This is a genomic window from Marinomonas sp. KMM3893 (assembly GCF_004352855.1).
GTDB lineage: Bacteria > Pseudomonadota > Gammaproteobacteria > Pseudomonadales > Marinomonadaceae > Marinomonas > Marinomonas arenicola.
In genome coordinates, this window is sequence record NZ_SJSC01000002.1 from 559,513 (window position 1) to 584,793 (window position 25,281).

22 protein-coding genes and 1 pseudogene are annotated in these 25,281 nt (G+C 39.2%); 17 read left to right on the forward strand and 6 right to left on the reverse strand.

The genetic code is table 11. From position 1 onward, the window contains the following. Positions 1–188: 188 nt before the first annotated feature. The 16 genes and pseudogenes from E0D71_RS07045 (at position 189) to E0D71_RS07120 (ending at position 16,397) form a co-directional block, all read left to right on the forward strand. Positions 189–530 carry a MarR family EPS-associated transcriptional regulator gene (locus E0D71_RS07045; RefSeq protein WP_133002603.1) on the forward strand — a complete coding sequence of 114 codons (342 nt, stop codon included), beginning with the start codon at positions 189–191 and terminating at the stop codon, positions 528–530. A 67-nt stretch (positions 531–597) separates the two neighbouring features. Beyond that, positions 598–1,995 carry a mannose-1-phosphate guanylyltransferase/mannose-6-phosphate isomerase gene (locus tag E0D71_RS07050; RefSeq protein WP_133002604.1) on the forward strand — a complete coding sequence of 466 codons (1,398 nt, stop codon included), beginning with the start codon at positions 598–600 and terminating at the stop codon, positions 1,993–1,995. A 73-nt stretch (positions 1,996–2,068) separates the two neighbouring features. Then, on the forward strand, positions 2,069–3,079 hold the full coding sequence (locus E0D71_RS07055; protein WP_133002605.1) for an NAD-dependent epimerase: 1,011 nt from the start codon (positions 2,069–2,071) through the stop codon (positions 3,077–3,079). A 5-nt stretch (positions 3,080–3,084) separates the two neighbouring features. Continuing rightward, positions 3,085–4,251 (forward strand): nucleotide sugar dehydrogenase, encoded by a 1,167-nt coding sequence (locus tag E0D71_RS07060; protein WP_133002606.1) that lies wholly within the window; start codon positions 3,085–3,087, stop codon positions 4,249–4,251. A 72-nt stretch (positions 4,252–4,323) separates the two neighbouring features. Continuing rightward, positions 4,324–4,497: pseudogene (cpsB, locus tag E0D71_RS07065) on the forward strand (mannose-1-phosphate guanylyltransferase/mannose-6-phosphate isomerase); the annotation flags it as partial. Further along, entirely contained in the window at positions 4,497–5,987 is a 1,491-nt protein-coding gene (locus tag E0D71_RS07070) for a phosphomannomutase (protein ID WP_133002607.1), read from the forward strand. The pseudogene cpsB and the gene E0D71_RS07070, both read left to right, overlap by 1 nt. 67 nt (positions 5,988–6,054) lie before the next feature. Further along, positions 6,055–7,179 (forward strand): GDP-mannose 4,6-dehydratase, encoded by a 1,125-nt coding sequence (gene gmd / locus E0D71_RS07075; protein WP_133002608.1) that lies wholly within the window; start codon positions 6,055–6,057, stop codon positions 7,177–7,179. A gap of 2 nt (positions 7,180–7,181) precedes the next feature. Further along, the gene (locus E0D71_RS07080) at positions 7,182–8,153 is read left to right on the forward strand and encodes a GDP-L-fucose synthase (protein WP_133002609.1); all 972 of its coding nucleotides are present in this window, start codon (positions 7,182–7,184) and stop codon (positions 8,151–8,153) included. Positions 8,154–8,885: 732 nt separating this feature from the next. After that, positions 8,886–10,079 (forward strand): oligosaccharide flippase family protein, encoded by a 1,194-nt coding sequence (locus E0D71_RS07085; protein WP_133002610.1) that lies wholly within the window; start codon positions 8,886–8,888, stop codon positions 10,077–10,079. Then, positions 10,069–10,488 carry a DapH/DapD/GlmU-related protein gene (locus tag E0D71_RS07090; protein ID WP_133002611.1) on the forward strand — a complete coding sequence of 140 codons (420 nt, stop codon included), beginning with the start codon at positions 10,069–10,071 and terminating at the stop codon, positions 10,486–10,488. The genes E0D71_RS07085 and E0D71_RS07090 overlap by 11 nt, the downstream gene beginning before the upstream one ends. Continuing rightward, positions 10,481–11,251 carry a glycosyltransferase family 2 protein gene (locus E0D71_RS07095; protein WP_133002612.1) on the forward strand — a complete coding sequence of 257 codons (771 nt, stop codon included), beginning with the start codon at positions 10,481–10,483 and terminating at the stop codon, positions 11,249–11,251. The genes E0D71_RS07090 and E0D71_RS07095 overlap by 8 nt, the downstream gene beginning before the upstream one ends. A gap of 13 nt (positions 11,252–11,264) precedes the next feature. After that, positions 11,265–12,206 carry a glycosyltransferase family A protein gene (locus E0D71_RS07100; protein WP_133002613.1) on the forward strand — a complete coding sequence of 314 codons (942 nt, stop codon included), beginning with the start codon at positions 11,265–11,267 and terminating at the stop codon, positions 12,204–12,206. A gap of 39 nt (positions 12,207–12,245) precedes the next feature. Continuing rightward, entirely contained in the window at positions 12,246–12,989 is a 744-nt protein-coding gene (locus E0D71_RS07105) for a glycosyltransferase (RefSeq protein ID WP_133002614.1), read from the forward strand. A gap of 322 nt (positions 12,990–13,311) precedes the next feature. Continuing rightward, entirely contained in the window at positions 13,312–14,373 is a 1,062-nt protein-coding gene (locus E0D71_RS07110; protein WP_165942965.1) for an EpsG family protein, read from the forward strand. A gap of 50 nt (positions 14,374–14,423) precedes the next feature. Further along, a complete protein-coding gene (locus E0D71_RS07115; RefSeq protein ID WP_133002616.1) occupies positions 14,424–15,635 on the forward strand; it encodes a glycosyltransferase in 1,212 nt (403 codons plus the stop codon). Positions 15,636–15,650: 15 nt separating this feature from the next. Further along, positions 15,651–16,397: a glycosyltransferase family 2 protein gene (locus E0D71_RS07120; protein ID WP_133002617.1), complete on the forward strand. Its 747-nt coding sequence runs from the start codon at positions 15,651–15,653 to the stop codon at positions 16,395–16,397. A 32-nt stretch (positions 16,398–16,429) separates the two neighbouring features. On the opposite strand, the gene E0D71_RS07125 is transcribed toward E0D71_RS07120, so the two are convergent. The 4 genes from E0D71_RS07125 to E0D71_RS07140 form a co-directional block, all read right to left on the reverse strand. Then, positions 16,430–17,755, reverse strand: a complete 1,326-nt coding sequence (locus E0D71_RS07125; protein WP_133002618.1) for an exopolysaccharide biosynthesis polyprenyl glycosylphosphotransferase — start codon at positions 17,753–17,755, stop codon at positions 16,430–16,432. Positions 17,756–18,063: 308 nt separating this feature from the next. After that, positions 18,064–18,804, reverse strand: a complete 741-nt coding sequence (locus E0D71_RS07130) for an FKBP-type peptidyl-prolyl cis-trans isomerase (protein WP_133002619.1) — start codon at positions 18,802–18,804, stop codon at positions 18,064–18,066. A gap of 198 nt (positions 18,805–19,002) precedes the next feature. Then, positions 19,003–19,275: a hypothetical protein gene (locus tag E0D71_RS07135; RefSeq protein WP_133002620.1), complete on the reverse strand. Its 273-nt coding sequence runs from the start codon at positions 19,273–19,275 to the stop codon at positions 19,003–19,005. A 71-nt stretch (positions 19,276–19,346) separates the two neighbouring features. Continuing rightward, positions 19,347–20,261, reverse strand: coding sequence for a lysine exporter LysO family protein (locus E0D71_RS07140; RefSeq protein ID WP_133002621.1), 915 nt, complete (start codon positions 20,259–20,261; stop codon positions 19,347–19,349). Positions 20,262–20,502: 241 nt separating this feature from the next. Here E0D71_RS07140 and E0D71_RS07145 point away from each other — a divergent pair, with 241 nt between their 5' ends. Then, positions 20,503–21,882, forward strand: a complete 1,380-nt coding sequence (locus tag E0D71_RS07145; protein WP_243711961.1) for an MATE family efflux transporter — start codon at positions 20,503–20,505, stop codon at positions 21,880–21,882. A gap of 461 nt (positions 21,883–22,343) precedes the next feature. Here the strand turns inward: E0D71_RS07145 and E0D71_RS07150 are convergent, their stop codons facing one another. Continuing rightward, a complete protein-coding gene (locus E0D71_RS07150; protein ID WP_133002622.1) occupies positions 22,344–23,657 on the reverse strand; it encodes an O-antigen ligase family protein in 1,314 nt (437 codons plus the stop codon). Between the two features lie 98 nt (positions 23,658–23,755). Continuing rightward, positions 23,756–25,264, reverse strand: coding sequence for a cobyric acid synthase (locus tag E0D71_RS07155; RefSeq protein ID WP_133002623.1), 1,509 nt, complete (start codon positions 25,262–25,264; stop codon positions 23,756–23,758). Positions 25,265–25,281: the final 17 nt, after the last annotated feature.

A 25,281-nucleotide genomic window follows, 5' to 3' on the forward strand; every position in this document is an offset into this window, starting at 1 on the left:
TCCTACAGATATTTTAATCTTTATGGATTTTTTATGTGTTTTCAATCTCATTGTTTGCAACATTAAATCGAGTGTTTTAATATCGTTCACCTGATGAACGGATGCTGTTTCAATAGAATGCTAAGGAAGTGCTTTCTCTGTCTATATTTCTCTTTTTATCCTGATGATTGACTATCAAGTTGCTCTCTATGTTGTCTGATGAATATCGCTATAAAATTTTGAAAGAGCTGCAAAGCAATCCTGATTTAAGTCAGCGTGAGCTGGCAAAGCGCTTAGGTATTAGCTTAGGCAAAACCAATTTTTGCTTAAAAGCCTTGATAGAAAAAGGCTTAGTCAAGGCAGGCAATTTTAAAAGAAGTGACGACAAAGCTAAGTATCTGTACCTGCTAACACCCAAAGGGATTGAAGACAAAGCACTGTTAACTCACCAGTTTTTACAAAGAAAGCTCAAAGAACACGAAGAGCTCGCATTAGAAATAGAATCCCTCCGCGAAGAGGTTGCGAACAACATGGCAGAATCGACACAATGAAACGCCTAGTATTAAAAGTGAATTTTGTGACTATTGTCGAACTAGATAATGTAAAAGAAGGTCTTGAGTGAAAATTATTCCTGTTATTTTATCGGGAGGCGTAGGCAGTCGCTTATGGCCCTTGTCTCGTGAACACTTCCCTAAGCAATGCTTGCCACTTACCGATGCGCAATACAGTCTTTTACAACAAACAGCTAACAGGACCAAGGCCCTAGACGTAAGTGCTCCGATTGTAGTCTGTAACGAAGACCACCGTTTTTTGATAGCCCAGCAATTACAAGAAATTGGTGTAACAGGCGCGAGCATAGTATTGGAACCAAAAGGTCGTAATACGGCCCCGGCCATTGCACTAGCGGCATTAGAAGCAGAACATAAAAGTCTAGAAGATGCGCTTTTATTGGTACTACCGGCTGATCATGTTATTCGTGATGTTACAGCTTTCGAAAAAGCCATTCAGCAAGCCGCTGAACTGGCCGGGCTAGATGCCTTGGTGACTTTCGGTGTGCAACCGACTCGCCCTGAAATTGGCTATGGTTATATTCGTGCTGGTGACGATTTTGCTGTTGCAGAATTTGTCGAAAAGCCAAACCTAGAAACCGCACAATCTTACCTAGATTCTGGAGATTACCTCTGGAACAGCGGTATGTTCTTGTTTAAAGCCAAAGCTTATTTGTCTGAGTTAGCATGCCATCGAGCAGATATCTTTGAGGCAGTAACTCTGGCTTACCTGGCACGCAATGAAGACATGGATTTTGTGCGTATTGACCCAGAAGCCTTTGCTGCTTGCCCAGAAGACTCCATTGATTATGCTGTTATGGAACCCACCCAAAACGCCAAAGTTGTCCCTTACGCAGGGGATTGGAGTGACATAGGTGCTTGGGATGCCTTGTATGACTACGCCGAGAAAGACGCCGAGCAAAACGTGCTGCTGGGCGATGTGATGGCAGAAAACTCAAATAACTGCCTAGTACGAGCTGAATCTCGCTTAGTGGCGGCTGTTGGAGTGAATAATCTTGTCATTGTAGAAACCGCCGATGCGGTATTGGTGATGGACAAAAACAACGCCCAAGACGTGAAGAAAATTGTTAAGCGCCTAAAAGCAGAAGAGCGTGAAGAGCACATGTTTCACACCACAGTGCATCGTCCTTGGGGAAGCTACCAAACGGTTGATCTGGGCGAACGCCATCAAGTGAAACGCATCATGGTAAAACCAGGTGAAAAACTCAGTGTGCAAATGCATCATCACAGAGCTGAGCATTGGGTCGTAGTATCTGGTACGGCAAAAGTACAAAACGGCGATGAAGAGATACTGCTGACGGAAAACGAATCGACTTACATTCCAGTAGGCGTGGTACATGCGTTAGAGAATCCAGGAAAGATCCCTCTTGCATTGGTCGAAGTACAGTCAGGTAGTTATTTAGGTGAAGACGACATAGTGCGTTTTAGTGATAGATATGGGCGCTAATAATTGAAACGCTAATCGGGTGAATAGACAGCGATAGCATTGATACATATTTGAATTTTGGAATTTATATAATATGAAATTTCTTGTAACTGGGGCCGCTGGCTTCATTGGTATGAACGTTTGTCAGCGTTTGCTCGATGCCGGCCATGATGTAGTAGGCCTAGACAATTTAAATACTTATTACATTCCTGAACTAAAACAACATCGTTTGGGTAAGTTGCTGCCTCATACGCAATTTCGCTTTGTAAAATTGGATCTTGCGGATCGTGAAGGAATGGCTCAACTCTTTAAAGAAGGGCAATTTCAACGAGTTATCCATTTAGCTGCTCAAGCGGGAGTACGTTATTCTATTGAGGCTCCGTTCGAATACGCTGACAGCAACCTAATTGGCATGCTGACAATTCTAGAGGGTTGCCGCCAAAACAAGGTGGAGCATCTAGTATATGCCTCTTCAAGCTCAGTTTACGGTATGAACTCAAAGGTTCCATTTAGTGAATCTGACCAGGTTGATCAGCCTGTTTCATTGTATGCGGCTAGTAAGAAAGCCAACGAACTGATGGCGCACTCTTATTCTCATCTTTATAACATTCCTACTACAGGATTACGCTTCTTCACAGTTTATGGCCCTGGTGGCCGACCTGACATGGCGCCTTGGCTATTTACCGAAGCCATTTTGAACGATAAGCCGATCAAGGTATTTAACCACGGAAAAATGATGCGTGATTTCACCTACATTGATGACATTGTAGAAGGCGTGATCCGTATTCAGGATATTATTCCTAGTAAACAGAGAGAAGGACAAGAAGCGGAAAAGAAAGCCCCATATTCTATTTACAATATTGGTAACAATCAGCCTATCCAGTTATCTGAATTTATAGAAGCTATTGAGTCTGCTTGTGGCAAACCAGCTAAGAAAATCTACATGGACATGCAGCCAGGCGATGTGCCTAAGACCTACGCAGACACCGCCCAACTGGAAGCGGCAGTAGGATACAAACCAGCAACAACTATACAAGATGGTATGGCCAAGTTTGTCGCTTGGTACAACGAGTTCCAGAGCGAATTGAAAGATCAAAAGGCATAATGAAAATGAAAATTGCCATAGCAGGAACAGGCTACGTTGGGTTATCTAATGCGATGCTATTGTCACAAAAAAATAGCGTTGTTGCTGTCGATGTTATTCCAGAAAAAGTAGAGATGCTTAATAATAAAAAGTCTCCTATTGCTGATGTTGAAATAGAAGATTTCTTGGTAAATAAAGTACTTGACTTTACTGCTACACTAGATAAAAAAATAGCCTATAAAAACGCAGATTTTGTCATAATCGCGACACCAACAGATTATGACCCTGAGACGAATTATTTTAACACTTCATCTGTTGAAAGTGTTATCCGAGATGTGCTTGAGGTTAACCCAAATGCGGTTATGGTAATCAAGTCTACGGTGCCCGTTGGATATACGAAACGTATTAATCAAAAATTTCAAACGTCGAATATTTTATTTTCACCAGAATTCTTACGTGAAGGTAAAGCTCTTCATGATAATTTATATCCATCACGTATTATCGTCGGCGAGGACTCTGAACGCGCTAAGCAATTTGCATCCTTATTAGAGCAGGGTGCAATAAAGCAAAATATAGATATTTTATACACAGATTCAACCGAGGCTGAAGCAGTTAAGTTGTTTTCGAACACGTATCTAGCTATGCGTGTGGCTTACTTTAATGAACTAGATTCCTACTGTGAATCTCATGATTTAAATACAAAGCAAGTTATTGAAGGTGTGGGGTTAGATCCTCGTATCGGTGGGCATTACAATAACCCTTCCTTTGGCTATGGTGGCTACTGTTTACCAAAAGATACAAAACAATTATTAGCAAACTACGAAAACGTTCCAAACAACATAATTCGCGCCATTGTCGACTCAAACACGACACGTAAAGACTTTATTGCTGACGCTATTTTAAAGCGTAATCCTAAAGTCGTTGGTATTTATCGCCTTATAATGAAAACAGGGTCAGACAACTTTAGAGCCTCTGCGATACAGGGTGTAATGAAGCGTCTAAAAGCTAAAGGTGTGGAGGTTATCTTGTTCGAGCCAGAATTACAGGACGATGAGTTTTTTCATTCAAAAGTGTATCGTGATTTTGATGTCTTTAAACAGACTGCAGACGTGGTGATTGCTAACCGCATGACAAGTGATTTAGATGACGTGGCTGATAAAGTCTATACAAGAGATTTGTTTGGGAATGATTAAATGAAAACCTTAGAGGTTGTTGATGAAAAAACTATCGCATCTGTAGTTATTCGTTATGTAATTGCAAACGATGACAAAGAAATTCTACTAACGGAAAACGAATCCACTTACACTCCAGTTGGCGTAGTACACGCGTTAGAAAACCCCGGGAAGATCCCTCTTGAATTGGTCGAAGTACAGTCAGGTAGTTATTTAGGTGAAGACGACATAGTGCGTTTTAGTGAAAGATATGGGCGCTCAGAATAATGTCAGATTCTAACAAAATAAAAGTTAAAACACTGAGTGACGAGCTAGGTGTTGCTTTTGGTACCAGTGGCGTGAGAGGTCTTGTTAAAGATTTGACGCCTGAGCTTTGCTTCGCTTTTGTTCGATCCTTCCTTCAAGAAGTGTGCCCTCGCTCGAATAGAGTGGCAGTGGGAATCGACCTGCGCCCAAGTAGCCCAGACATTGCTAAAGCTTGTTTAGCGGCGATTGAAGGCAGCGGCGCAGACACTATTTATTGTGGCTCTTTACCAACGCCTGCGTTGGCGTTTTATGCCATGCAAAATAACATGCCAGCCGTGATGATCACGGGGAGCCATATTCCTTTTGATCGTAATGGTATTAAGTTCTACCGCCCTGACGGTGAAATTAGTAAAGCCGATGAAGCCAGCATTATGAATGGTGATGTGTCTATTCCTACTGGTTTAGCAAAGCAGGTTGAACAAGCCATATTGCCGGCGGTAAGTAACACAGCGATTGAGTTATTCAAAAAACGTTATACCGCTTTATTCCCCAAAGATATGTTGCAAGGTAAACGTATTGGTGTGTATGAACATTCCAGCGTCGCTCGTGATGTGATCAAAGAGCTATTAGCTCAATTTGGTGCAGAAGTTGTTTCACTTGAACGTACCGAGATTTTTGTGCCAATAGATACTGAAGCAGTATCAGAGGAAGATAAGCAAAAAGGACTCGATTGGTCGAAGCAATACAGTTTAGACGCTATTGTTTCTACTGACGGTGATGGCGATCGTCCGCTTATCAGTGACGAAAAAGGTCATTGGCTGCGCGGTGATATTCTTGGCGTATTGTGTGCGAATTACCTAGACGCTACTCATGTAGCCGCACCGGTCAATGTGAATACTGTACTGGAGCTTGAAGGTAAAAAACAAACCCCAGCTAGAACCAGCCTACGTACTAAAATTGGCTCGCCTTATGTTATCGCCGGTATGGTGCAACTAGAACAAAGCGCTCTAAGTACAGGTTTAGCGTCTTTTAGTATTGTTGGCTACGAAGGCAACGGCGGTTTTTTAGTAGGTTCTGATATGCAAGTAAACAAGCAAACCTTGCATGCTTTACCAACACGTGACTCTGTTTTACCTATCTTGATTGTGCTTGCTATGTCACATCTACAGCAAAGAGTCATTAGCCTGATAAGTGCTGAGTTTGCGGAGCGCTATACAGCCAGTGATCGAATAAAAGACATTTCAACAGAAACCAGTAAACAGATCATTGCAGATTTAAAAGCCAGTAAAGCAAAGCAAGCTGAACTGCTAGAAAGTATTGTTGAACAGGGCGAAACATTAGAAGTCGTTTCTATCGATGAAACCGACGGACTGAGAATGACTTTAAGTAATGGAGATGTTGTTCATTTAAGACCGTCTGGCAATGCTCCTGAGCTGAGATGCTATGTTGAGAGTAGTGATCAAGCACACACAGATAGCTTAGTAGAAAAAATATTACTTAATGCTTGTTAGATGAACAGCATTAAAACGAGATTCATTGAAATAATTTGAAAAATTATAGTTAAGACTTGAGGGAAATATGACTAAGAAAGCACTCATTACCGGTATTACAGGGCAAGATGGCTCGTATCTTGCTGAATTTTTGTTAGAAAAAGGCTATGAAGTTCATGGTATTAAGCGTCGCTCTTCTTCATTAAATACTGAACGTGTTGATCATATTTATCAGGATAATCACGAAAAAAATCAAAAGTTCTTCTTACATTATGGCGACCTTACTGATTCATCTAACCTAACGCGCATCATAAAAGATATTCAGCCTGATGAAGTGTATAACTTGGGCGCTCAGTCTCATGTGGCAGTATCTTTTGAGGCGCCAGAGTATACCGCGGATGTCGATGCAATGGGTACGTTACGCTTGCTTGAAGCGATTCGCTTTTTGGGTCTAGAGAAGAAAACGAAATTTTACCAAGCCTCTACTTCAGAGCTTTATGGTGAAGTGCAAGAAATTCCACAAAAAGAAACCACGCCATTTCATCCGCGTTCCCCTTATGCTGTCGCAAAAATGTATGCGTACTGGATAGTGGTGAACTACCGTGAGTCTTACGGCATGTATGCGTGCAACGGCATACTGTTTAATCATGAGTCACCACGTCGTGGCGAGACCTTTGTAACCCGTAAAATTACTCGTGGTTTGGCAAACATTGCCCAAGGGCTAGAGACTTGCTTGTACCTAGGCAATATGGATGCGCTGCGAGACTGGGGACATGCAAAAGATTACGTTCGTATGCAATGGATGATGCTGCAGCAAGATAAAGCCGATGACTTTGTTATTGCTACAGGAAAGCAAATATCTGTGCGCGATTTTATTAAACTATCTGCAAAAGAAGCAGGTATTGAGCTCGAATTTAGTGGCAAAGGTCTTGATGAAGTTGCTACTGTAAAATCTATCACAGGTAACGATGCACCTGCATTAAATGTAGGTGATGTTATCGTGAAAGTAGACCCTCGTTATTTCCGCCCCGCTGAAGTAGAAACCTTATTAGGTGACCCATCAAAAGCAAAAGAAAAACTTGGTTGGACACCTCAAATCACAGTAGAAGAAATGTGTGCTGAGATGGTGGCGAATGATCTACAAAATGCCAAACAGCATGCACTTCTAAAGAAACATGGTTTTAATGTTGCTGTATCGATTGAGAACGCATAATTATGAATAACGCGAAGAAGAGAATATTTGTAGCGGGTCATAATGGCATGGTCGGCTCTGCGATCGTTCGTCAGCTAGAAAAAGCTGAAGATGTTGAAATTGTTATTCGCTCTCGTAAAGAGTTGGATCTACTTAACCAACAGGCAGTATCTGATTTTTTTCAGAACGAAAAGATTGATCAGGTATATTTAGCCGCAGCCAAAGTGGGTGGTATCCACGCAAACAATACTTACCCTGCTGACTTCATTTATGAAAACTTAATGATTGAGTGCAATATTATCCATAGTGCTCATATGGCTAATGTACAACAACTACTCTTTTTAGGCTCATCGTGCATATACCCTAAATTAGCAGAGCAACCGATGGCAGAATCGGCTTTATTAACAGGCACCTTAGAGCCAACCAATGAGCCTTATGCTATCGCTAAAATAGCAGGTATTAAGCTTTGTGAAAGCTATAACCGTCAACATGGCAGAGATTACCGTAGTGTAATGCCAACGAACCTTTATGGCCCTGGTGACAACTTTCACCCAGAAAACAGCCATGTTATCCCCGCTCTTATCCGCCGTTTTCATGAAGCAAAGGTAAATGGAGATAAAGAAGTAGTTGCATGGGGCAGTGGCAAGCCCATGCGTGAGTTTTTATACGTGGATGACATGGCCGAAGCTTCTATTCATGTGATGAATCTAGACAAGAAAACTTACGATGAAAACACTCAAGCTATGTTAAGTCATATTAATGTAGGAAGTGGCGTGGATTGTACTATTCGGGAATTGGTCGAAACCGTTGCTAAAGTCGTCGGATTTGAAGGAGATATAAAATTCGATTCAACTAAGCCTGACGGTGCGCCGCGTAAATTGATGAATGTTGATCGTCTTAAATCATTAGGATGGGAATGTTCTGTTTCTTTAGAGGGGGGGGTAAGTTTGGCTTATCAGTGGTTTGTCGATAATCAGAGTGATTTTAGAAACTGAACGTATTCTGATTTAATAATAGTGGTTAGCCTAAAGTATTAATAATGCTCTATTTGTACGTGGAATATGATTTTTGTGAGCTATTTATATGGCCTTTAGATTTCATATTGTGAGTAAATGTTTTTACTTGTAATCGGTTATCTGTTCTTTTATTTTAAATTATCGGTATGAATGTTTAAAAATAGACAAAAAATATAATGGGATCTTTGTGTGTGTTAAAAATGCTGTCTAACGACTTGGTCGATTGATTTTCAATCACCCTGATAAAATTATTTAATTTAATTTAGTTTAAGGTTTGTAGGGGGGACTGCCGTTGCCTCTTCTTTAGGGTGCTTGTTTTAAAATGGAGAGTTTAGCGTTAGTGAGCTATTATAGAAGGTGGTTTTAAGATGAAGGGTAAATGATTACTCCACTTTTTCGATTTTTTATGATGGCACTAAAAGCTTTTAAAAATAAAGTAGATGACTTTTTATGACAAGTAAGCCCGCTACACTATTTTTTGTGCTAGACCTACCAAATATAGAAAGTTGCTTAATGAATTTACTAAGTTCTTAGTTATTTCCCTTACGTGGAAATTAAGTTGATCGTAAGGAAAATTGCTAAATAAATGTTATTAAGTATTCAGTGTTGATTTTATGTAGTTTAAATCTTTATTAGTTGGCTCGGAATTGTTAAAAGTAACCAAGGCATTTTTCTACTCTGTAAGTTTACTATTTTTGATTGAGGTTTATTTTGAGTATTTTAAAAGGGAGCTTTAGTTGGCTTGTTATTAGTAATATGGCCACAGCATCCTCTTTTGTTGTGATGCTATTTAGTGGAGCTATGTTGTCTAAAACAGATTTCGGAGCTGTTGGCTTAGTTATGGTAGTGATGAATATGCTTGAGTCAGTTAAAGAGCTGGGGGTCAAAGAGTATTTAATTGCAGCTGATAGTATCTCAAAGAGGGAAGAAGACATTGCTTGGACTATAGAATTTAGTAAAGGATTAGTGCTATTTTTAATCGTTTGTTGTATTGCTAGGTATTATGATATTTCAGAAGAGTTCGATAACTTAAACTCATATCTATTTTTATTAGGTTTTATATTTTTATTTGATTCTTTTAACTCTCCTACTTACTACAAGTTAAGAAGGTTAATGCAATATAAAAAATTAATTGTTCATAATTTTTTATCTAGTATTGCTCAGGCTACCATTACTGTCTACTTATTGTTTAATGGGCTTACATACGAAGCAATTATCATTGGATATTTTTTTAAAAGCTTGATATTTAACTCCGTTGGATATCTTTTTAGTGGTAGAAGGCCAAGTTTTTATTTTGAAATGAAAGAACTTGGTGTGATGTTTTCGTATGGGGGGTGGATATTTTTTAGTGGTATACTTTTCTATGTGACATCTAGGTTGGATAATTTACTTATTGCAAAGTATCTGACTATCTCGGATTTGGGAGTTTATATTTTTATGTATTCAATATGTAGCGCTCTAATAGCTAATCCATTTAAATCTATTTCAAATGCCTTGTTCCCTATTTTAACAAAGAATAAGAATGAGAATTATATTCATATTGTGATTAAAATGAGTTTAATTCTTTTTATCATTTCTATCCTATTTAATATTCTAATGCCAATCGCTCTCGAATTTTGGTTTGGGAAAAAATGGGAGCAAGGTTACTATGTTTTGAAACTGCTATGTTTTGCAATGGCAATTAATGCGGTAAAGATTGATAGCTATTTCTTGGCTTTTAAAAAGACGAAAGATAAGTTTGTTATTGAGTTGATTAGGGCTGGCGTATTTCTTATTTTTCTTATACCAGCAATCAAATATAGAGGGATTAGTGGTGCTGCTGAAATTACTCTTTTAGCAAATTCAATTTCATTGCTCGTATGGTTTTATCTCATGAATAAAAGGTTTGGTGATAATGGTAATTAAAGCTTTTTTACAAAAAGTAGTCCTTCCACTTTTCTATACTAGTAGATTAGCTATTAGGTATAAAGACCCAAGAGTTATGTTTAGTTGTGTAATATCTAGAGAATTACCAAAATCTACAAAATTACCTCATCCAATAGGCATCGTTATTGGTAAGAGTAATGGTGTAACTATAGGTGAAAACTGTACCATAATGCAAAATGTGACTATAGGCGTTAAATCCTTAGCGGATGATAAAGGACCTATTATCGGTAATAATGTTTTTATAGGAGCTAATACAGTTGTAGTCGGAAATATTGAAGTCGGTGAAGGAGCAATAATAGGCGCTAATTGTTTTGTAGATTATGATGTGCCGTGCAATTACAAGGTAATTGGGTACAAAAGTAAGTTGATTAAGGGGAAAAATGATTAGCGTTGTGATAAATACATATAATCGAAAAAATGATTTACTTATTGCGATAAAAAGCGTGAAGTTGCAAACAATTCAATGCGCTGAGATTATTGTGATCGATGATTTTTCTACTGATGGCACCCATAAAATTAATTTTGAAAGTCTTGGTGTTCGCTATATAAGAAACTGTAAGAATTTAGGACTTGCAAGATCAAGGCAGATAGGACTAGAGGAGGCTCGTTATGACTATATTGCCTTCCTAGATGATGATGATTATTTTAGTGACAAAAACAAATTGGGAAAACAAATTGATTGTATTAAAACAGACGAAAATATAGCTGTAGTATGTACAAATGTGACAGAATTTGATGGAATTAACGAACCCCAAGATAAACTCATTAATTGGCCTAATGATTTAGAAAAACACTTTTTAAATCGTAATGGTGTTATCTACCCATCGACAACATTAATTAGAAAGTCAGCTTTCTTCAATGTCGGGGGGTTTGATTATCGTTTTCCTAGAGGTATTGATAGCGATATATATAGAAGGTTGATATTTTCAGGGTATAGAATTACTCATTTACCTCAATCGATGGTTTACTACCGTATAGGTAGAAATGATAAAATAACTGATAGCGTAAGTAAAGTTGGTTTGAAAAAAGACTTAATTAGTAATTTTCTCACATTAAGAAAATACTTTATCATTTACCTTAAAAACCCAGATTGTTTATTAAGTAAACTTAACCTACTTATAAGGCGACTTATTAAGTATACAATTATTTAAGGGGAAGAGTGATATGAAAATTACAGTTTGCTTATGCACCTACAATCGTGATTATCTTATTAAAAATGCTATAGAAAGAGTTTTATCCCAAAGTTTTATGGGTTTTGAGTTGATTGTTGTTAACGATGGTTCGACGGATAATACGTTCACTATTCTTCAAGAGTTAAAAGTTATTTATCCTGATTTAATAGTTATGAATAATGAAGAAAATAAGGGGCTAGCATTTTCTCGAAATGAAGCTCTAAAGAGCTCTTCTGGTGCATGGTTTACATTCATAGACGATGATGATCAATGGGAAAATGATTATCTATCAAGTATGTATAGAGAAGTTCAGGGTGGTGATTGTATTTTTTGTGGTTATCGTCGCAATAAAGTAAAATACTCTTTTGAAGGAAGAAAGTTAGATTTGAAATCGGCCTTGCTATTAGGTTTTACCCCTCCGGTTGGGGCACAAATGTATAGAACAAGTTTCTTAAAGCAAATTGGTGGTTATGACCCTTTGGTTAGAAGTGGTGTTGATCATGATTTATGGATCCGTTTAGTCAATTTTGACGATAGCATACAAGCCATTTTTACTTCATTAGTATTAGTTAACCCTGATCTATATAAATTAAATCATTCGGAAAAAATGACTTTGAATCCAGATAAGCGTATTCCTGGAATAACAAGCTCTTTAGTCCAGTGGAGTGAAAAATTAGACAATATTGGAGGGGTAAAGTTTAGAGAACATTTTACAAATGAATACCGTTACTATCTTCAATCGCGATTTTTTGATTCATTTATTAAGTCAAGAGACTTTGAAATCATCAGCTGTCTTTTGAGATACGAATTAACTAATAAAAATAAATTTAAATTTTTTTTCCGCTATTCATGTTCTTTATTTCTAAGGATTATTAAAAAAGTCCGCTTTTTCAAACGGAAAAATAAGATAAAGCCCTTGTTTAGAGCTTTTTAACTTCTTTGTAAGGTTGTTGGATTTTTAAAAGAGATACTTATGAAACTATTATCAATCGTTACTATCGTCCGCAATGATATAGTTGGTTTTAGGAATACACATGAATCGCTGAAAAATAAACCTAGGTGGGTTGAGTGGATAGTTATAGATGGTGCTTCTATTGATGGTACGGTAGGATTTATTGATAATCACTCGTCTGAAATAGACTTCTTTTTGTCAGAAAAAGATGTTGGTATAGCTGATGCTTTTAATAAAGGTGTTAAAAATTCATCTGGTAAATTCGTTATTTTTATAAATGCTGGCGATATTTTGAGAGATGATTTTTTTTACAGTGCAGAGTTAATTATTACTGACTTGAAAAATAATGAATGTAGCATTGGGGTTTCCAAAATAAAATTTGGAGATGAAATTGTTGGAAAAAGTATAGGGGCTGAAAAACAAAAGATCAGAAATTACTTGCCTCATCAAGGTATGATTATTAAAAAAGATTTTTTTGATAAATATGGTTTATATGATATCAAATATAAATTAGGAATGGACTACGAATGGAGCCTAAGATTTATTCATGATTGGGAAAATGAAATGAATTTTTATGGTTACATTTTAACCGAGATGGAGCCTAATGGTGTAAGTATTACTAACTTTAAAGAAACATTTAAATCATACCACCGTGCTCGTATAAAAAATAAAACACTTCCATTTTGTCTCTCATTGTGTTGTACATACCTGATGATCTATAAAAGATCGATAGGTATTTTTGTTCGAAAGTTTTTTAATCATTAAGTTGCTGTCGTTTATCAATTTACTGATAGCATTCATATTCAAGCTCAATTTTTAAAAAATATTAACTGTCTTTAATAATGTCGAAGGTTTACTTTAGGTAAGCCCTTGTTGTAAAAATAGAATTAGAATTCTATCAGGTGTTTTAGTGTTATATTCGTGTCTATAACATAAGAGTTTAAGCAATAATGGAGCAGAACTATGTAATCATTAAGCGATATTGGGAGGGGAAAGGAATCAAAGATTAGAGTGTTTGATATTTCGATTGATATAATAGATCAACTAACTTTTTAGCGACTATTTGCTTTATTTGAATGGGATTGTTTTGTATATTTATTGGCTACTATTACTTTCTTGCTTACCTTTGTTTTTTCTGAATTCGCAGAAAGCAATTTATTTATTTTTCTTGGCTGTTTTTGTTTCTCTTTTTAGTGCTTTACAGTCAATTAATGTATCTGCAGATCGAGAGGTTTATTTTTCATTTTTTAGATATTTTTCTTATTCTAGTAATGAAAATACGTCTCTCAAAATAGAACCTTTTTTCTATTTCTTATTTACAACATTTAATAAGTCAATGGAATTTAAAGTTTTTGCGTTCTTTTTAGTTTGTTTTTTAGGGATGATGACTAAATTTATTTTGTTTTATAAATATTCTTCACATATAGGCTTATCTGTTATACTCTTTCTTTCATATCTTTTTCTTTTACAGGATATGAACCAGATAAGGGTTGGTTTTGCAATCGGTTTTATGTATCTTGCTATGTTGTCGTATTTTAATGGTATGATATTTAGATGGTTTTTACTTTCAGTATTAGCAACTTGCCTCCATTATTCATCTGTTATTGTTTTCCTAAGTCCTTTTTTTATTTTTAAAAATGTAACGCAGAAAAGACTAATGGTTATTTTGTTTTTAATTGGAGTGTTTTCTATCTTTTGGGTCTATTTAGGCTTTTCAATTAAGATGATGGAGTTTTTAGCTATTATAGATCCTACAGGGAAGTTGAATTGGTATTTAAATAGATCCGACATTTATGAAATTAATCCGATTAAAAGATTGTTGCCCCATTTTCTTTTTCTAATTCCAATTATTATAAAGTATGACCTTCTGCAGTCAAAATATTATCATACAAAATTTTTCGTGCAGTTATATCTTCTTTATGTAATTACTTTTCTTATATTATCTCCAGTCCCTGTCTTAGCCTATAGAATAAGTGATATATTTCTTTTTTCTTCTGTTTTTGTTTTGCCAAGCTTGTTTTTGGTTGTTAAAGAAAAAGTCTTTGCTAAGACGGTAGTTTTTTTGTTTGCATTGTTTCAATTTATATATGTGGTTTATGTGTTGGGGGTGTTTGAGCCTTATTCATTAATAATTACAAGTCAGTTGTAATGGAACTGATGGACGTATTTTTATCTTTGAACTAATATGGTGAGGAAGTTTTGAAATTAATTTCAGTCATTGAGAATATCGCAGATGAGTACGGTGGCCCAGCTAACTCATTACCGAATATGTTAGAAGCTATTCGTTCGGAGTTGTCTATTGAATCTTTAATTTATTCTATATCTTCTTCAAAAAATGAAAGGAATGAGTTTATTGAAAGATTTTCTATCCCCTGGACTCGTTGTCAGAAAATTGGTTTTGACAAGCTTAAATATTCAGCAGAAATAAAAAAAAAACTGAGTTCTGATATGGCAAACGATGATATTCTGTTTTCTAATAACCTTTGGAATTATCCTGCATATCTTTCTGCAAAACTGGCTAAAAAGTATAAGCTCCCACATATTGTTTCAATCCGTGGAACGCTTTACCCTTGGTCTTTAGATCAGAGTAAATTAAGTAAAAAAATTGCATGGAATTTTTTTCAAAAAAAATCATTACAACAGGCTAGTTTGATTCATGTAACTTGTTCTGAAGAGTATAACGCGGTTAGAAAACTTGGTATTACAACTCCTATTGCTATTGTACCTCACGGCATTAATTATGATGATTATCAGGATTTACCTAAAAAAAACAATGCTATAGAATATTTAGGATTAAACCAGGATAAGAAATACATTCTTTTTATGTCTCGTTTACACAAGAAAAAAGGTTTGGATCTGTTGCTAGAGCTTTGGCCTGAATTGGTGAATAAATTCCCTGATTGGTGCTTGCTTATCGTTGGACCAGACTATTCAGATTATACGGATAGTATTTCTAAATTAGCGATTGAAAATGATATTGTCGGCAACATTAAAACACTCGGTATGCTAACAGGGGATAAGAAAAAATGTGTATTAGCTGCCAGTGAGTTTTTTGTTTTACCAACTTATACAGAAAATTTTGGTGTGGTTATCGGAGAGGCTCTAGCCGCTGGGTTACCCACTATTACCACCACGGGAACTCCTTGGTCTGAAATTGGTACCTATAATTGTGGCAAGTACATTAATTTATCTAAAGAAAATATACGTCAAGCTTTACAAGAAATGATGTGTATGGAAGAGGAATCGTTAAATGTAATGTCGGATAACGCGAAGTTATTGATAAAAAATAATTATTCTTGGTCTGCTCAGGCTATTAAATTTGGTCAGGCCTTAGATTTTATTTTAACCAAAAAGCCTGCACCTGATGTTGTTTTTCTTTATGAAGAAAAACCTTCTAGTCATATCTTATAATATCTGAGAGCCTGCATGAAAGTTAGTATTATTACCGCTACGCATAATAGCGAGAAAACAATTTCAGATACACTAAATTCTTTAGAGCAACAAACATATAAAGACATAGATTTTATTATTATTGATGGAGCGTCAAAAGATAATACAATCAATCTAATAAAAAAATGTAGCCGTGTAACGACAATCATCAGCGAGCCAGACCTAGGGATCTATGATGCATTAAATAAAGGAATAAGTGCTGCAACTGGCGATATTGTTGGATTTTTACATTCCGATGATCTGTTTGCTTACCCTGATGCCGTCAAAGATATTGTTTCCACTTTTGTCGACTCTGGTTGTGACGCAGCTTACGCAGATCTTGAATATGTGTCAAAAGACGATAAAAATAAGGTTATACGTCTGTGGAAGTCTGGCCAATATCAAAGAGATAAGTTAAAAAATGGTTGGATGCCGCCTCACCCTACCTTTTATATGAAACGTGATTTATACAGCAGGTTTGGTTTGTTTGATTTGAGTTTTAAAATTGCAGCAGATTACGATTCTTTGCTTCGTTATCTCTGGAGCAATAAAGTGAAAATGGCCTATTTACCAAAAATAGTCATAAAAATGCGTGTTGGTGGAGCAAGTAACCGCAGTTTAAAAAATATCATTCTGAAAACTAAAGAAGATATTGAAGCGTTAAAAAATAACCGTATTTTTTGGCCTCGTGCATTATTGATTAAGAATTTTTCTAAAATCCCGCAGTTTTTTATTAAGAAGTAAAAGAAATAGAGTTGTATTGGTTCAATTAGAACTTACAATCCCTTCTTTCCTAATACCACACCAATTGTCCTAATCAATGTCTCCATTTCCAGCCAGATACTCCAGTGTTTGATGTAGTAAAGGTCATACATCAGCTTCTGTCTGGAGTCTTCTGTGTTTGCGCCATAAGGGTATAGGACTTGTGCCCACCCTGATATGCCAGGTCTAACAAGATGGCGCTCATGGTAGTAGGGAATCTCTTTTTCGTAGTTTTCAACTAGAATGTCCCATTCTGTTCTAGGACCTAGCAAGTGCATTTCCCCTTTCGCGACGTTCCACAATTGTGGTAGCTCATCTATTCGAGACTTTCGCATAAAGTTTCCGAAAGGAAATATTCTAGGGTCTTCTTTTTGGGTATAAGGATCGAATTTTGCGTTCTCATGCATGCTGCGAAACTTAACTGCTTTAAAGCTTTCTCCTTTTACCCCAACACGACTTTGGCTGAAGAAGATCTTTCCAGGAGACTGTTTTTTAATTTTACAGGCTGATGCAAGCATTACAGGAATAGTTAAGGTGCCTAAGACTAAAACCGCACACCAGTCGATGATTCTTTTTACACAATAATTGGTTGTGTTGTAACTATGAACGGTATCTAAATAACTTAAATCTTGTTGGTCATAAGGGATGTAGCATTTTCGCAAAAAAGCTTCCATAAAGTGGAATAGCTCGATGACTCGAGTGCCTTTCATATTAATATGAGTCAGCTCTTTAACTAATTTCTCATTAGCGGGTTTTTCTAAGTTTAGTAGCAAATAATCTGGTGAGATTGTTTCAATGCTTTCTTGTAGTTTGTCTGTCTCATTGAAGTCGATGTAAGTTAATTTAATAGCCTGAGATTTGAGCATTTTATGCTCATGTTCATTAAACTTATAGTTTCTTCCCAAAACGGCGACTTCTATTTTTGTTTTGGAGATTTTTCTGTTCAGATTATTTATGGTTATTTTCAATGACACTACGATGATGGGGGTTGAAATTACCCAAAGTGTCATGATCACTCGATCGAAGTTTGATGTGACCAAATAAAAGTAAGTAATAGTCAGCAATAAAAACACATTGATAAACCAAGTCTTAAAGGTGATCTCGAGTTTTTTTGAAATAGAGCGTTCATTGTAGCGGCTGTAGCCACCTTGAAAGGCGGTACCAAGCAGAAAAAATAGGCCGCTGAGTGCTGCTAGGTAGCAGTAAGATTTTGAGAATGCCCCTGGAGTTAAACAGAAATGGATAAGGCTAAGAAGAAAAGGCGGGATAAGTAAATCGATTAATCCATACAGGCACAGTGCTTTTCTGTTCTGATATCGTTGAAACGAACTTCTTTTCATGTACATCCCTTTGTATAAAACTCTGTAAAGCAGTAGTAGCTTATTGATCTAACGATGAAGGATGATAGCAAATAATGAGGATTAATGTCTTTGTTTTGTATGGGGATAAATTGAGGATGATATCTATTTTGGGCCTTAAGGGATGGACGGCTCAAGAAACGGTTACTTTGTCGAATTATAGTCATTAGCTACAGGAGTGTGAGGAGAATAGTAAGTTCGTATTAGAACAAAAATTGAGCAAAAAAATGGCCATCAGATGATGGCCATTTTTGTTTTATCGTTTGTTTCTCTAGAGTTTGCTAGGGAAGCTATTTAGCTTTTTTCGTTTCCGCTTTTGCTTCGTCTTTTTTCGCATCTGGTTTGACGATGGCGTGAAGTTCAACAACAAACTTAAGCGCTGCATTTGGTGGGATAGGGCCTGTGCCGCCAGGGCCGTATGCTAGAGCCGCAGGAATGTATAGCTCGTATTTAGAGCCAACAGGCATAAGTTGTAGGCCTTCTGTCCAACCAGGGATAACTTGGTTTAGAGGGAAGGTAATGGCTTCGCCACGTTTGTAAGAGCTGTCGAATACTTTGCCGTCGATCAAGCTGCCTTCGTAGTCTACTTTCACTGTGTCAGTGGCTTTTGGTTTTTCGCCTTTGCCTTTCGTGATCACTTTGTAAAGTAGGCCGCTGTCGGTTTTCATAACGCCTTTTTCAGAGGCTTTTTCTTTGATCCAAGCTTCTGATTTCGCTTTATCTGCTGCCGCTAGTTTGGCTTGTTCGCGTTGTTGCTCTTCCATGCGTTCTTTTTGGTACGCTTGGATAGTGGCCGTTACTTCTTCTTTGGTCATTAGGCCTTTTTTGCCAGCGTAAGAATCTTTGAAGCCTTGGTAAAAAGTGTCTAGGTCTAGGTTTTTGAAGTCCTGTTCCATACGACCGCCGAACATGGTACCAATACTGTAAGCCAGTTTTTGTTCTTTAGTGTCTAGTTTGGTGGTTGTGTTATCTGCTGCGTACGCAAAAGAAACGGAGGACATAACCAGCGCCGCAATAAGAGTTTTTTTCATAAAAAAGCATTCCATTTGATTGTTGATTATCGCAGAGCGATGAATTGAGTGTTGTCACGGAATTTGAATCGCATGCCGTTTTTTAAATTGCGTACAATAAGAGGCAGAACTTAGTTGTCACATTTAATACGCCCTGTGCTTAGCAAAATCAGATCCGTTGGTACTGTTCTAACATAAGCAAGGACAATTATGCCAATTTTATGTCGGACTCTTTACCAAAGCGACCCCTTCACCTGCACACTTTGTTGGTTCCAAAAGATAATCTTCTTCTGCAAAGCACAAGGTGTGATCTGAGAATAAGCGTTGCTGCTCCGGCGCGACAATGAGTTTTACATAACCATGACGGTGTTTGCGAAAGCGCTTGTCTTTACAAAGTGTCTTTACGGAATGCTGACGATGAGATTGAGGGTTAAAGCCCAAATTCTTGGCGATGTCTGGTTTGTGATAAATCAAGTTAATTGCAGATGTCATGTATACAGGAACAACCCCCCCTTGAAGTAGGGTGGAGAGAAAGACCCAATCCATCGGTTAAAGTCGACATGTTAGTTCATGCCTAAGAATAATGGGATGAGGATTGGGGTGAGTAGGCTCATGATGAAGCCGCTGGCGATGCAGACGGGGACGATTTCTGGGCCGTGGAATTTGCTTAGCATAGGCAGGGTGAAGTCCATGGCGGTGGCGCCAGAGTAGCCGACCGACATGTGGCTGCTGCGTTTGGCAAAGAAGGGGATCAGCATGAGTGCGACTATCTCACGACCTAGATCAAGCAAGAAGGCGGTGGTGCCGAGTACTGGGTCACCTAATCCTGTAATCAAGATGCCAGATAAACTGTACCAACCAAACCCTGAGACAACGGCCAAGCTCTGGTGCCAGCTTAAGTTTAAGATCAGGCCGCTTAGCCAGCCTGCAAAGAGAGTACTGGCGATGGTTGTCACCGCGATGATGGCGGCTTGCTTATTGAGGAGCATTTTTTTTAAGCGATGATTGCCTTGTCTTAGTTGGCAGCCAACCAATAGCAGCAGTATGTACAGCAGCCCTGTTACCGCTTGATCCACGCCCATCGCCCAGTCTTTGCCGATATAGCCAACCAAGATTCCCACGATTACCCAAGCCAGAGTTTGGGCGGCGTCTTTTAGGGCTTGTCGCTTGCTGGCTTGCGGGATATTGCCTTGGCTTTCAGCATGGGCGCCGCCAAAACGTAATCCTGTGCAATAAAGAGCCGTTAGGCTGATCAGGGTGACCAAGGTAAAAAGTACAAAGGCTTGGAAGCCTGCCACGACCAGCTTTTCAGACAGGTTATCCAGTGCGCCTATGCTAAAACCAATAAGCCCAAGAATTAAATAGACCAGTTTTTCCAAACCAAGTGCAACGCGCTTTGGCGAAAGAAACTTAATGTCTACCCAGTAGCCAAAAAGTAAGGCTACGAGTAATGGGCCGAGTGTGGTGATCACTGTCATGGCTGTCTAACCTTAGTCCTTAATGTTAGGGACACGCAGATGTTACGAATAAGAAAAAGACGGCATTTTGTCGGCATTTTCAGAAGGGCGCAAGGGCATCTCTACACATAAGGTAAGTAAAAGGCTTTATTTGAAATGAAAGTGTCTCTTTTGTGCGTTAAAAGACACGCGTATCAGTGTAAAATATGGCTTCTGGTGCGAGATTGTATCGCCCTATCTTATTCCTTATAAGGGTAGCAGTGTGTTAAAAGGATTTTCTTCTCCGTCTGTTTTAAAAGAGGTTCTGCATCTACTTTTGCCCATGGTATTGACCATGACTCTGGAGTTGTCGATCAGTTTGGTCGATACCGTGATGTTGGGGCATTACAGCGCGACGCACTTGGCGGCGGTGGGCTTGGCGTCCAGTTTGTGGTTGCCTGTAGGGTGTTTTTTGATTGGTGTGACCTTTGGTATTACGCCTTTGGTAACGCGCCATCTGCATGGTCGTCAGCCTAAGTTGGTCAACATCTACATGTCTCAGGCGGTGGGACTGTCGATTATTCTGGGTGTGGTGGCCTGTATTGTCACTGTAACCGTGCTGCCGCATTTTGCTCGCATGATGGCGACCCAAGAAGAAACCCGTCAGGTCGCGGTGGATTATCTGTATATCTTTGCGCCAGCTTTGCCTATGTTGGCCTTGATGACCGCCTACAAAAACTTATTTGAAGCGGCTGGCCGTCCAGGCTTTCCTTTGTTTGTGGCGAGCACCGGGTTGCTGCTGAATATTGTCTTTAACTATGTGCTTATTTACGGCAAGTTGGGCTTTCCTGATTTAGGCGCTCGTGGTGCCGCCATTGCCTCGACCTTGTCTTTGTATTTGTCGGTGACTTTCTTTTTTGTATACGATCGCTTTTTTAATAAACGTCCTTTGTTCTCCAGATTGATCTGGCGCTACATGAAGAAGTTCTCCTTGTTGTTGCATATTGGCGCGCCTGCAGGCTTTGCGTTTACTTTTGAGGTGGCGTTGTTTTCATCGATGACATGGCTGATTTCCTCTTTTGGTGATTTGGCCTTAGGGGCAGGGCAAATCGTGATGTCGTATACCTCTATTTTGTTTACGCCCATGATGGCGATGAGTGCCGTAACCGCGATTGTGGTGGCTAAGGCCATGTCGAAAGAAGGTGTCGCAGGGGTAAGAAAGCGTTTACGCGTTATTGTGTGGCTGGGCTTAGGCTACGTGGCTGTTTGCTTCAGCATCACCCAGTACTTCCACGATGTCATTCCCTTTATTTACAGCAGTGATGCGCAAGTTGTGGCCATGGCCGCCAGTATATTATTGATCTCATCAAGCTATCAGTTGCCAGACATGCTGCAAACGGTGTTTACCGGCGCGCTGCGAGGCTTTCGAGACACGCGCTCTTCCATGATTGCCTTTGCCGTGTCTTTGTTTGGTTTAAGCATTCCGTTTGGTTATTGGCTGTCTCACTACAGCCCTTGGGCAGACACGCTTACATTGCGCGGCTTTTATATCGGCCTTGGAGCAGGATTGAGTTTGTTGTCTGTGATATTGCTGGTGCGTTTACACTTCATCTTGAAGCGATATGAAGGCAAACGGATATTATCTGAAAGGGAAGTGGCTTAGGTATAAAAAGGGAGCGAGGGAGATTGTCTTGCTCTCCCCTTTACTTCAAGGGGGAGTTGGAGGGGGTTGTGCATACGAGACACGTGCGATTAGGGTGATGCAAAAGCTACACAACATCACCGGCTATTTCGGCTTTAACCCCCCGGCCTTCACACACGCACAGATGAAAACTTCGTTTTCAATTGCCAGATTCCCGTCGTGCCTCCGTCCATGCTGGCCTACGATTAATTCAGGATGGCGACTTGTATTGTAGGCCGGATGAAACGAGGAACGAGTGAGAATCCGGCAATGCTCGGACTTCATGGCGTTCCTGCGAGCCCTCGGCGTTCACACACGCACAGATGAAAACTTCGTTTTCAATTGCCAGATTCCCGTCGTGCCTCCGTCCATGCCGGCCTACGCTCTTTTCTAGGATTTCAGCCTATAAGAGCTAGGTCTGTTGTGTTGTGACAATCAAGTTACTAGGTAGCTTGATTGTTTTTTTGTTGTTTCTCTTTGATCTCTGCTTGCCAGATAAGGGCGAGTAATCCCCCGAACAAGGCTTGTATATACACAACACCCGTCCAGAAAAATAAGTAAGATTCAAATAGGTTTACAATGCTCCAGAAAGAGAGGACTGTAATCGAGAAGTATCCTATATCTTTACCTAATGATCCTTTTGAGACTAGGTTTAGAATTTTTAAGAATATCCATCCAAACCAGACAACATAAAATAGTAAGCCAAGCAATCCATAATTAGTGAGTATTGAAAAGTAGGAATTATGAAGATGCCCAAAAGTTTGTCTTATATGGTCAGGTAGCCAGGTTGTTTCTTTTATTGCAATAGACTGACCATTGATGCCCCATCCCAAAATTGGTCGTTCCTCAATTCGCGCCAATGCCGCACGCCATAAGTTAACTCTAATGCCTACGCTGGTGTATGGGATATCATCAAAGTTCCCAGATAGTACACTGTCGATTACTGATGATTCAGATTTTGACCTTTTTTCTACTATGTTTCCCATGTTTTTATACAGTAAAGACCCAGCGATTAGAGTAAGTATAATAAATGCTATAGTTTTTTTATTAAAAAATTTAGATTTATTTTTTTCTTTTAAAAAAAAGTAAATTAAAGTTGTTGAGGAGCAAACTATTAGTGCAAGCCAACCTGCACGGGTTTGCACAGCAATCATGGTAAAGGCACAAAATAATAAGCATGGAATTAGTATTATTAAACTTGATTTTTTCCATAAATATAGTCTAGGTGAAAAACAAATAAGCCCTATCAATATAGTCCCAAAAAATAGACTTGTATGTCCGGCATTTTTTAAACCAAAGTCAACTCTATACCCTTGCCATCCTCTTATTATTTCTTGAAATCCGTCTCCACTGATCCATGGAGACGCTAATACAGCTAGTGCTGCAAGGCTCCAAAAGAGGAAAACTTTTTTAGGGGAGTCTTTTATCCACCAAGCGATAGGTATGAAAAGAAACATTCGTAAAAGTTTATCTAAGCGAGGGGATTCATTTGCCAAATCAGGATAAGCTAAGTGAGCAAAAAACCAGCTGATCAGAGGGAGAAGTATAGACGCTAGTAGTAATAGTAGAGGTGTTTTAACTTGAATGTTTTTACCATAACGATATATGGCAAAAAAACCGAGAATGGCCATAGGGAGACCAAAAATATTGGCTATATGACTATGAGTGTATAATTTCGTTACTGTAAAAAGGCATATAGAAATAAAACCAATTAAAGCTAGAGCGTTCCCTTGCTGAGTATGTTCAAGACGTCGCATTAAAATAATTCTCTGGATAATGTAACAATGTAACAATGTAACAATGTAAAAATGTATTGATGTAAGAAAGATAATAACGGATACCTTTCTTGCGATCACTAGTTTTGTTCAATTCTATTTAAATACTTGCATTGCTGGATGAGTAAGTCTATATCCATGTGTGCTTCGGTGCTGTCGGCGAGGCGGTCGATTTCTTGGTCGCGTAGGGCGGTGTAGTCAAATGACGTGGCGTTTTCTACTCCAGCCCATTTTATGAGGGCGGCAAGGGCTTCAGGGTGGTCGAAGAGTCCATGAAGGTAAGTGCCGATAATCGCGTTGTCGGCTGAGATAAAACCTTCTTTCTGGCCGTTTTCTAGTGTCGCCAGCGGTTGTCTGTCTTGTGTGAAATGCGATACGCCACAATGAATTTCATAGCCCGTGAGTTGAGCGTGTTCTGGCAAGTCATTAGCCTTGTCTAACAACAGCGAGCCTTGGCGTTGTTTCAGCTGTTTGTCTTTTTCCAATACGGTTTCCATGGGAATAAAACCAAAGCCGTTTGATTCTGTGTTTTTCTCATGATTTTCTAAGCCGTGCGGATCGAGTAGCTTTTCCCCTAACATCTGGTAGCCGCCACAAATGCCGATGACTTTGCCGCCGTATCTTAGGTGCTTTTGTAAGTAGCCTTCCCAACCTTCTTGGCGCAAAAACGCCAAATCCGATTGCACGCTTTTGCTGCCTGGCAGTATTACTAAATCCGCTGCGGGTATGGTTTCGTTGGCGCCCACTAAGGTGACTTGCACATCAGGGTGTAAGCGCAGCGCGTCCCAGTCGGTGTGGTTGCTGGTACGTGGCATGACAGGAATAACAACCTGTAATTTGGCTTGAAGGCCTGCTTTTTCTGGGCTTTTTGCCACCGCGTCTTCGGATTCTAAATGGAAGCCTTTTAAATAAGGTAGCACGCCTAGAACCGGCTTTTTGGTGCGTTCTTCAAGCCAGTCCAATCCAGATTGCAGCAAGCTGATGTCGCCACGAAAGCGGTTAATCACAAAGCCAATGACTCTGTCTTGCTCACTTGGACTAAGCAGATCTAGGGTACCAACAAGGTGCGCAAAAACACCGCCTTTGTCTATGTCGGCAATGATGATGACAGGGCTATCGACGGCTTCGGCAAAGCCCATGTTAGCAATGTCGCGGGCGCGTAAATTGATTTCCGCTGGGCTGCCTGCTCCTTCTATTAATACTGCTTGGTACTGGTCAGCAAGGCGATGGTAGGACTCAAGCGCGGCTATTTTGGCGATGCTTTTGTATTCGTGGTAACCCACGGCGTTCATGTTACCGATGGCTTTGCCTTGAATGATAACTTGCGCGCCTGTGTCCGTGTTGGGCTTAAGAAGAATCGGGTTCATGTCGACGTGAGGTTCTAGCCCCGCGGCATAAGCTTGCACGGCTTGAGCTCGGCCAATCTCGTTACCATCGGCGGTTACGGCGCTGTTTAACGCCATATTTTGAGGCTTAAATGGCGCCACACTGATGCCTCGGCGTTGGAATAATCGGCACAGGGCGGTGACTAGGGTGCTTTTCCCTGCATCCGACGTCGTTCCTTGAATCATTAAGTTAAAAGCTGGCATGCAAGTCATCACGTATT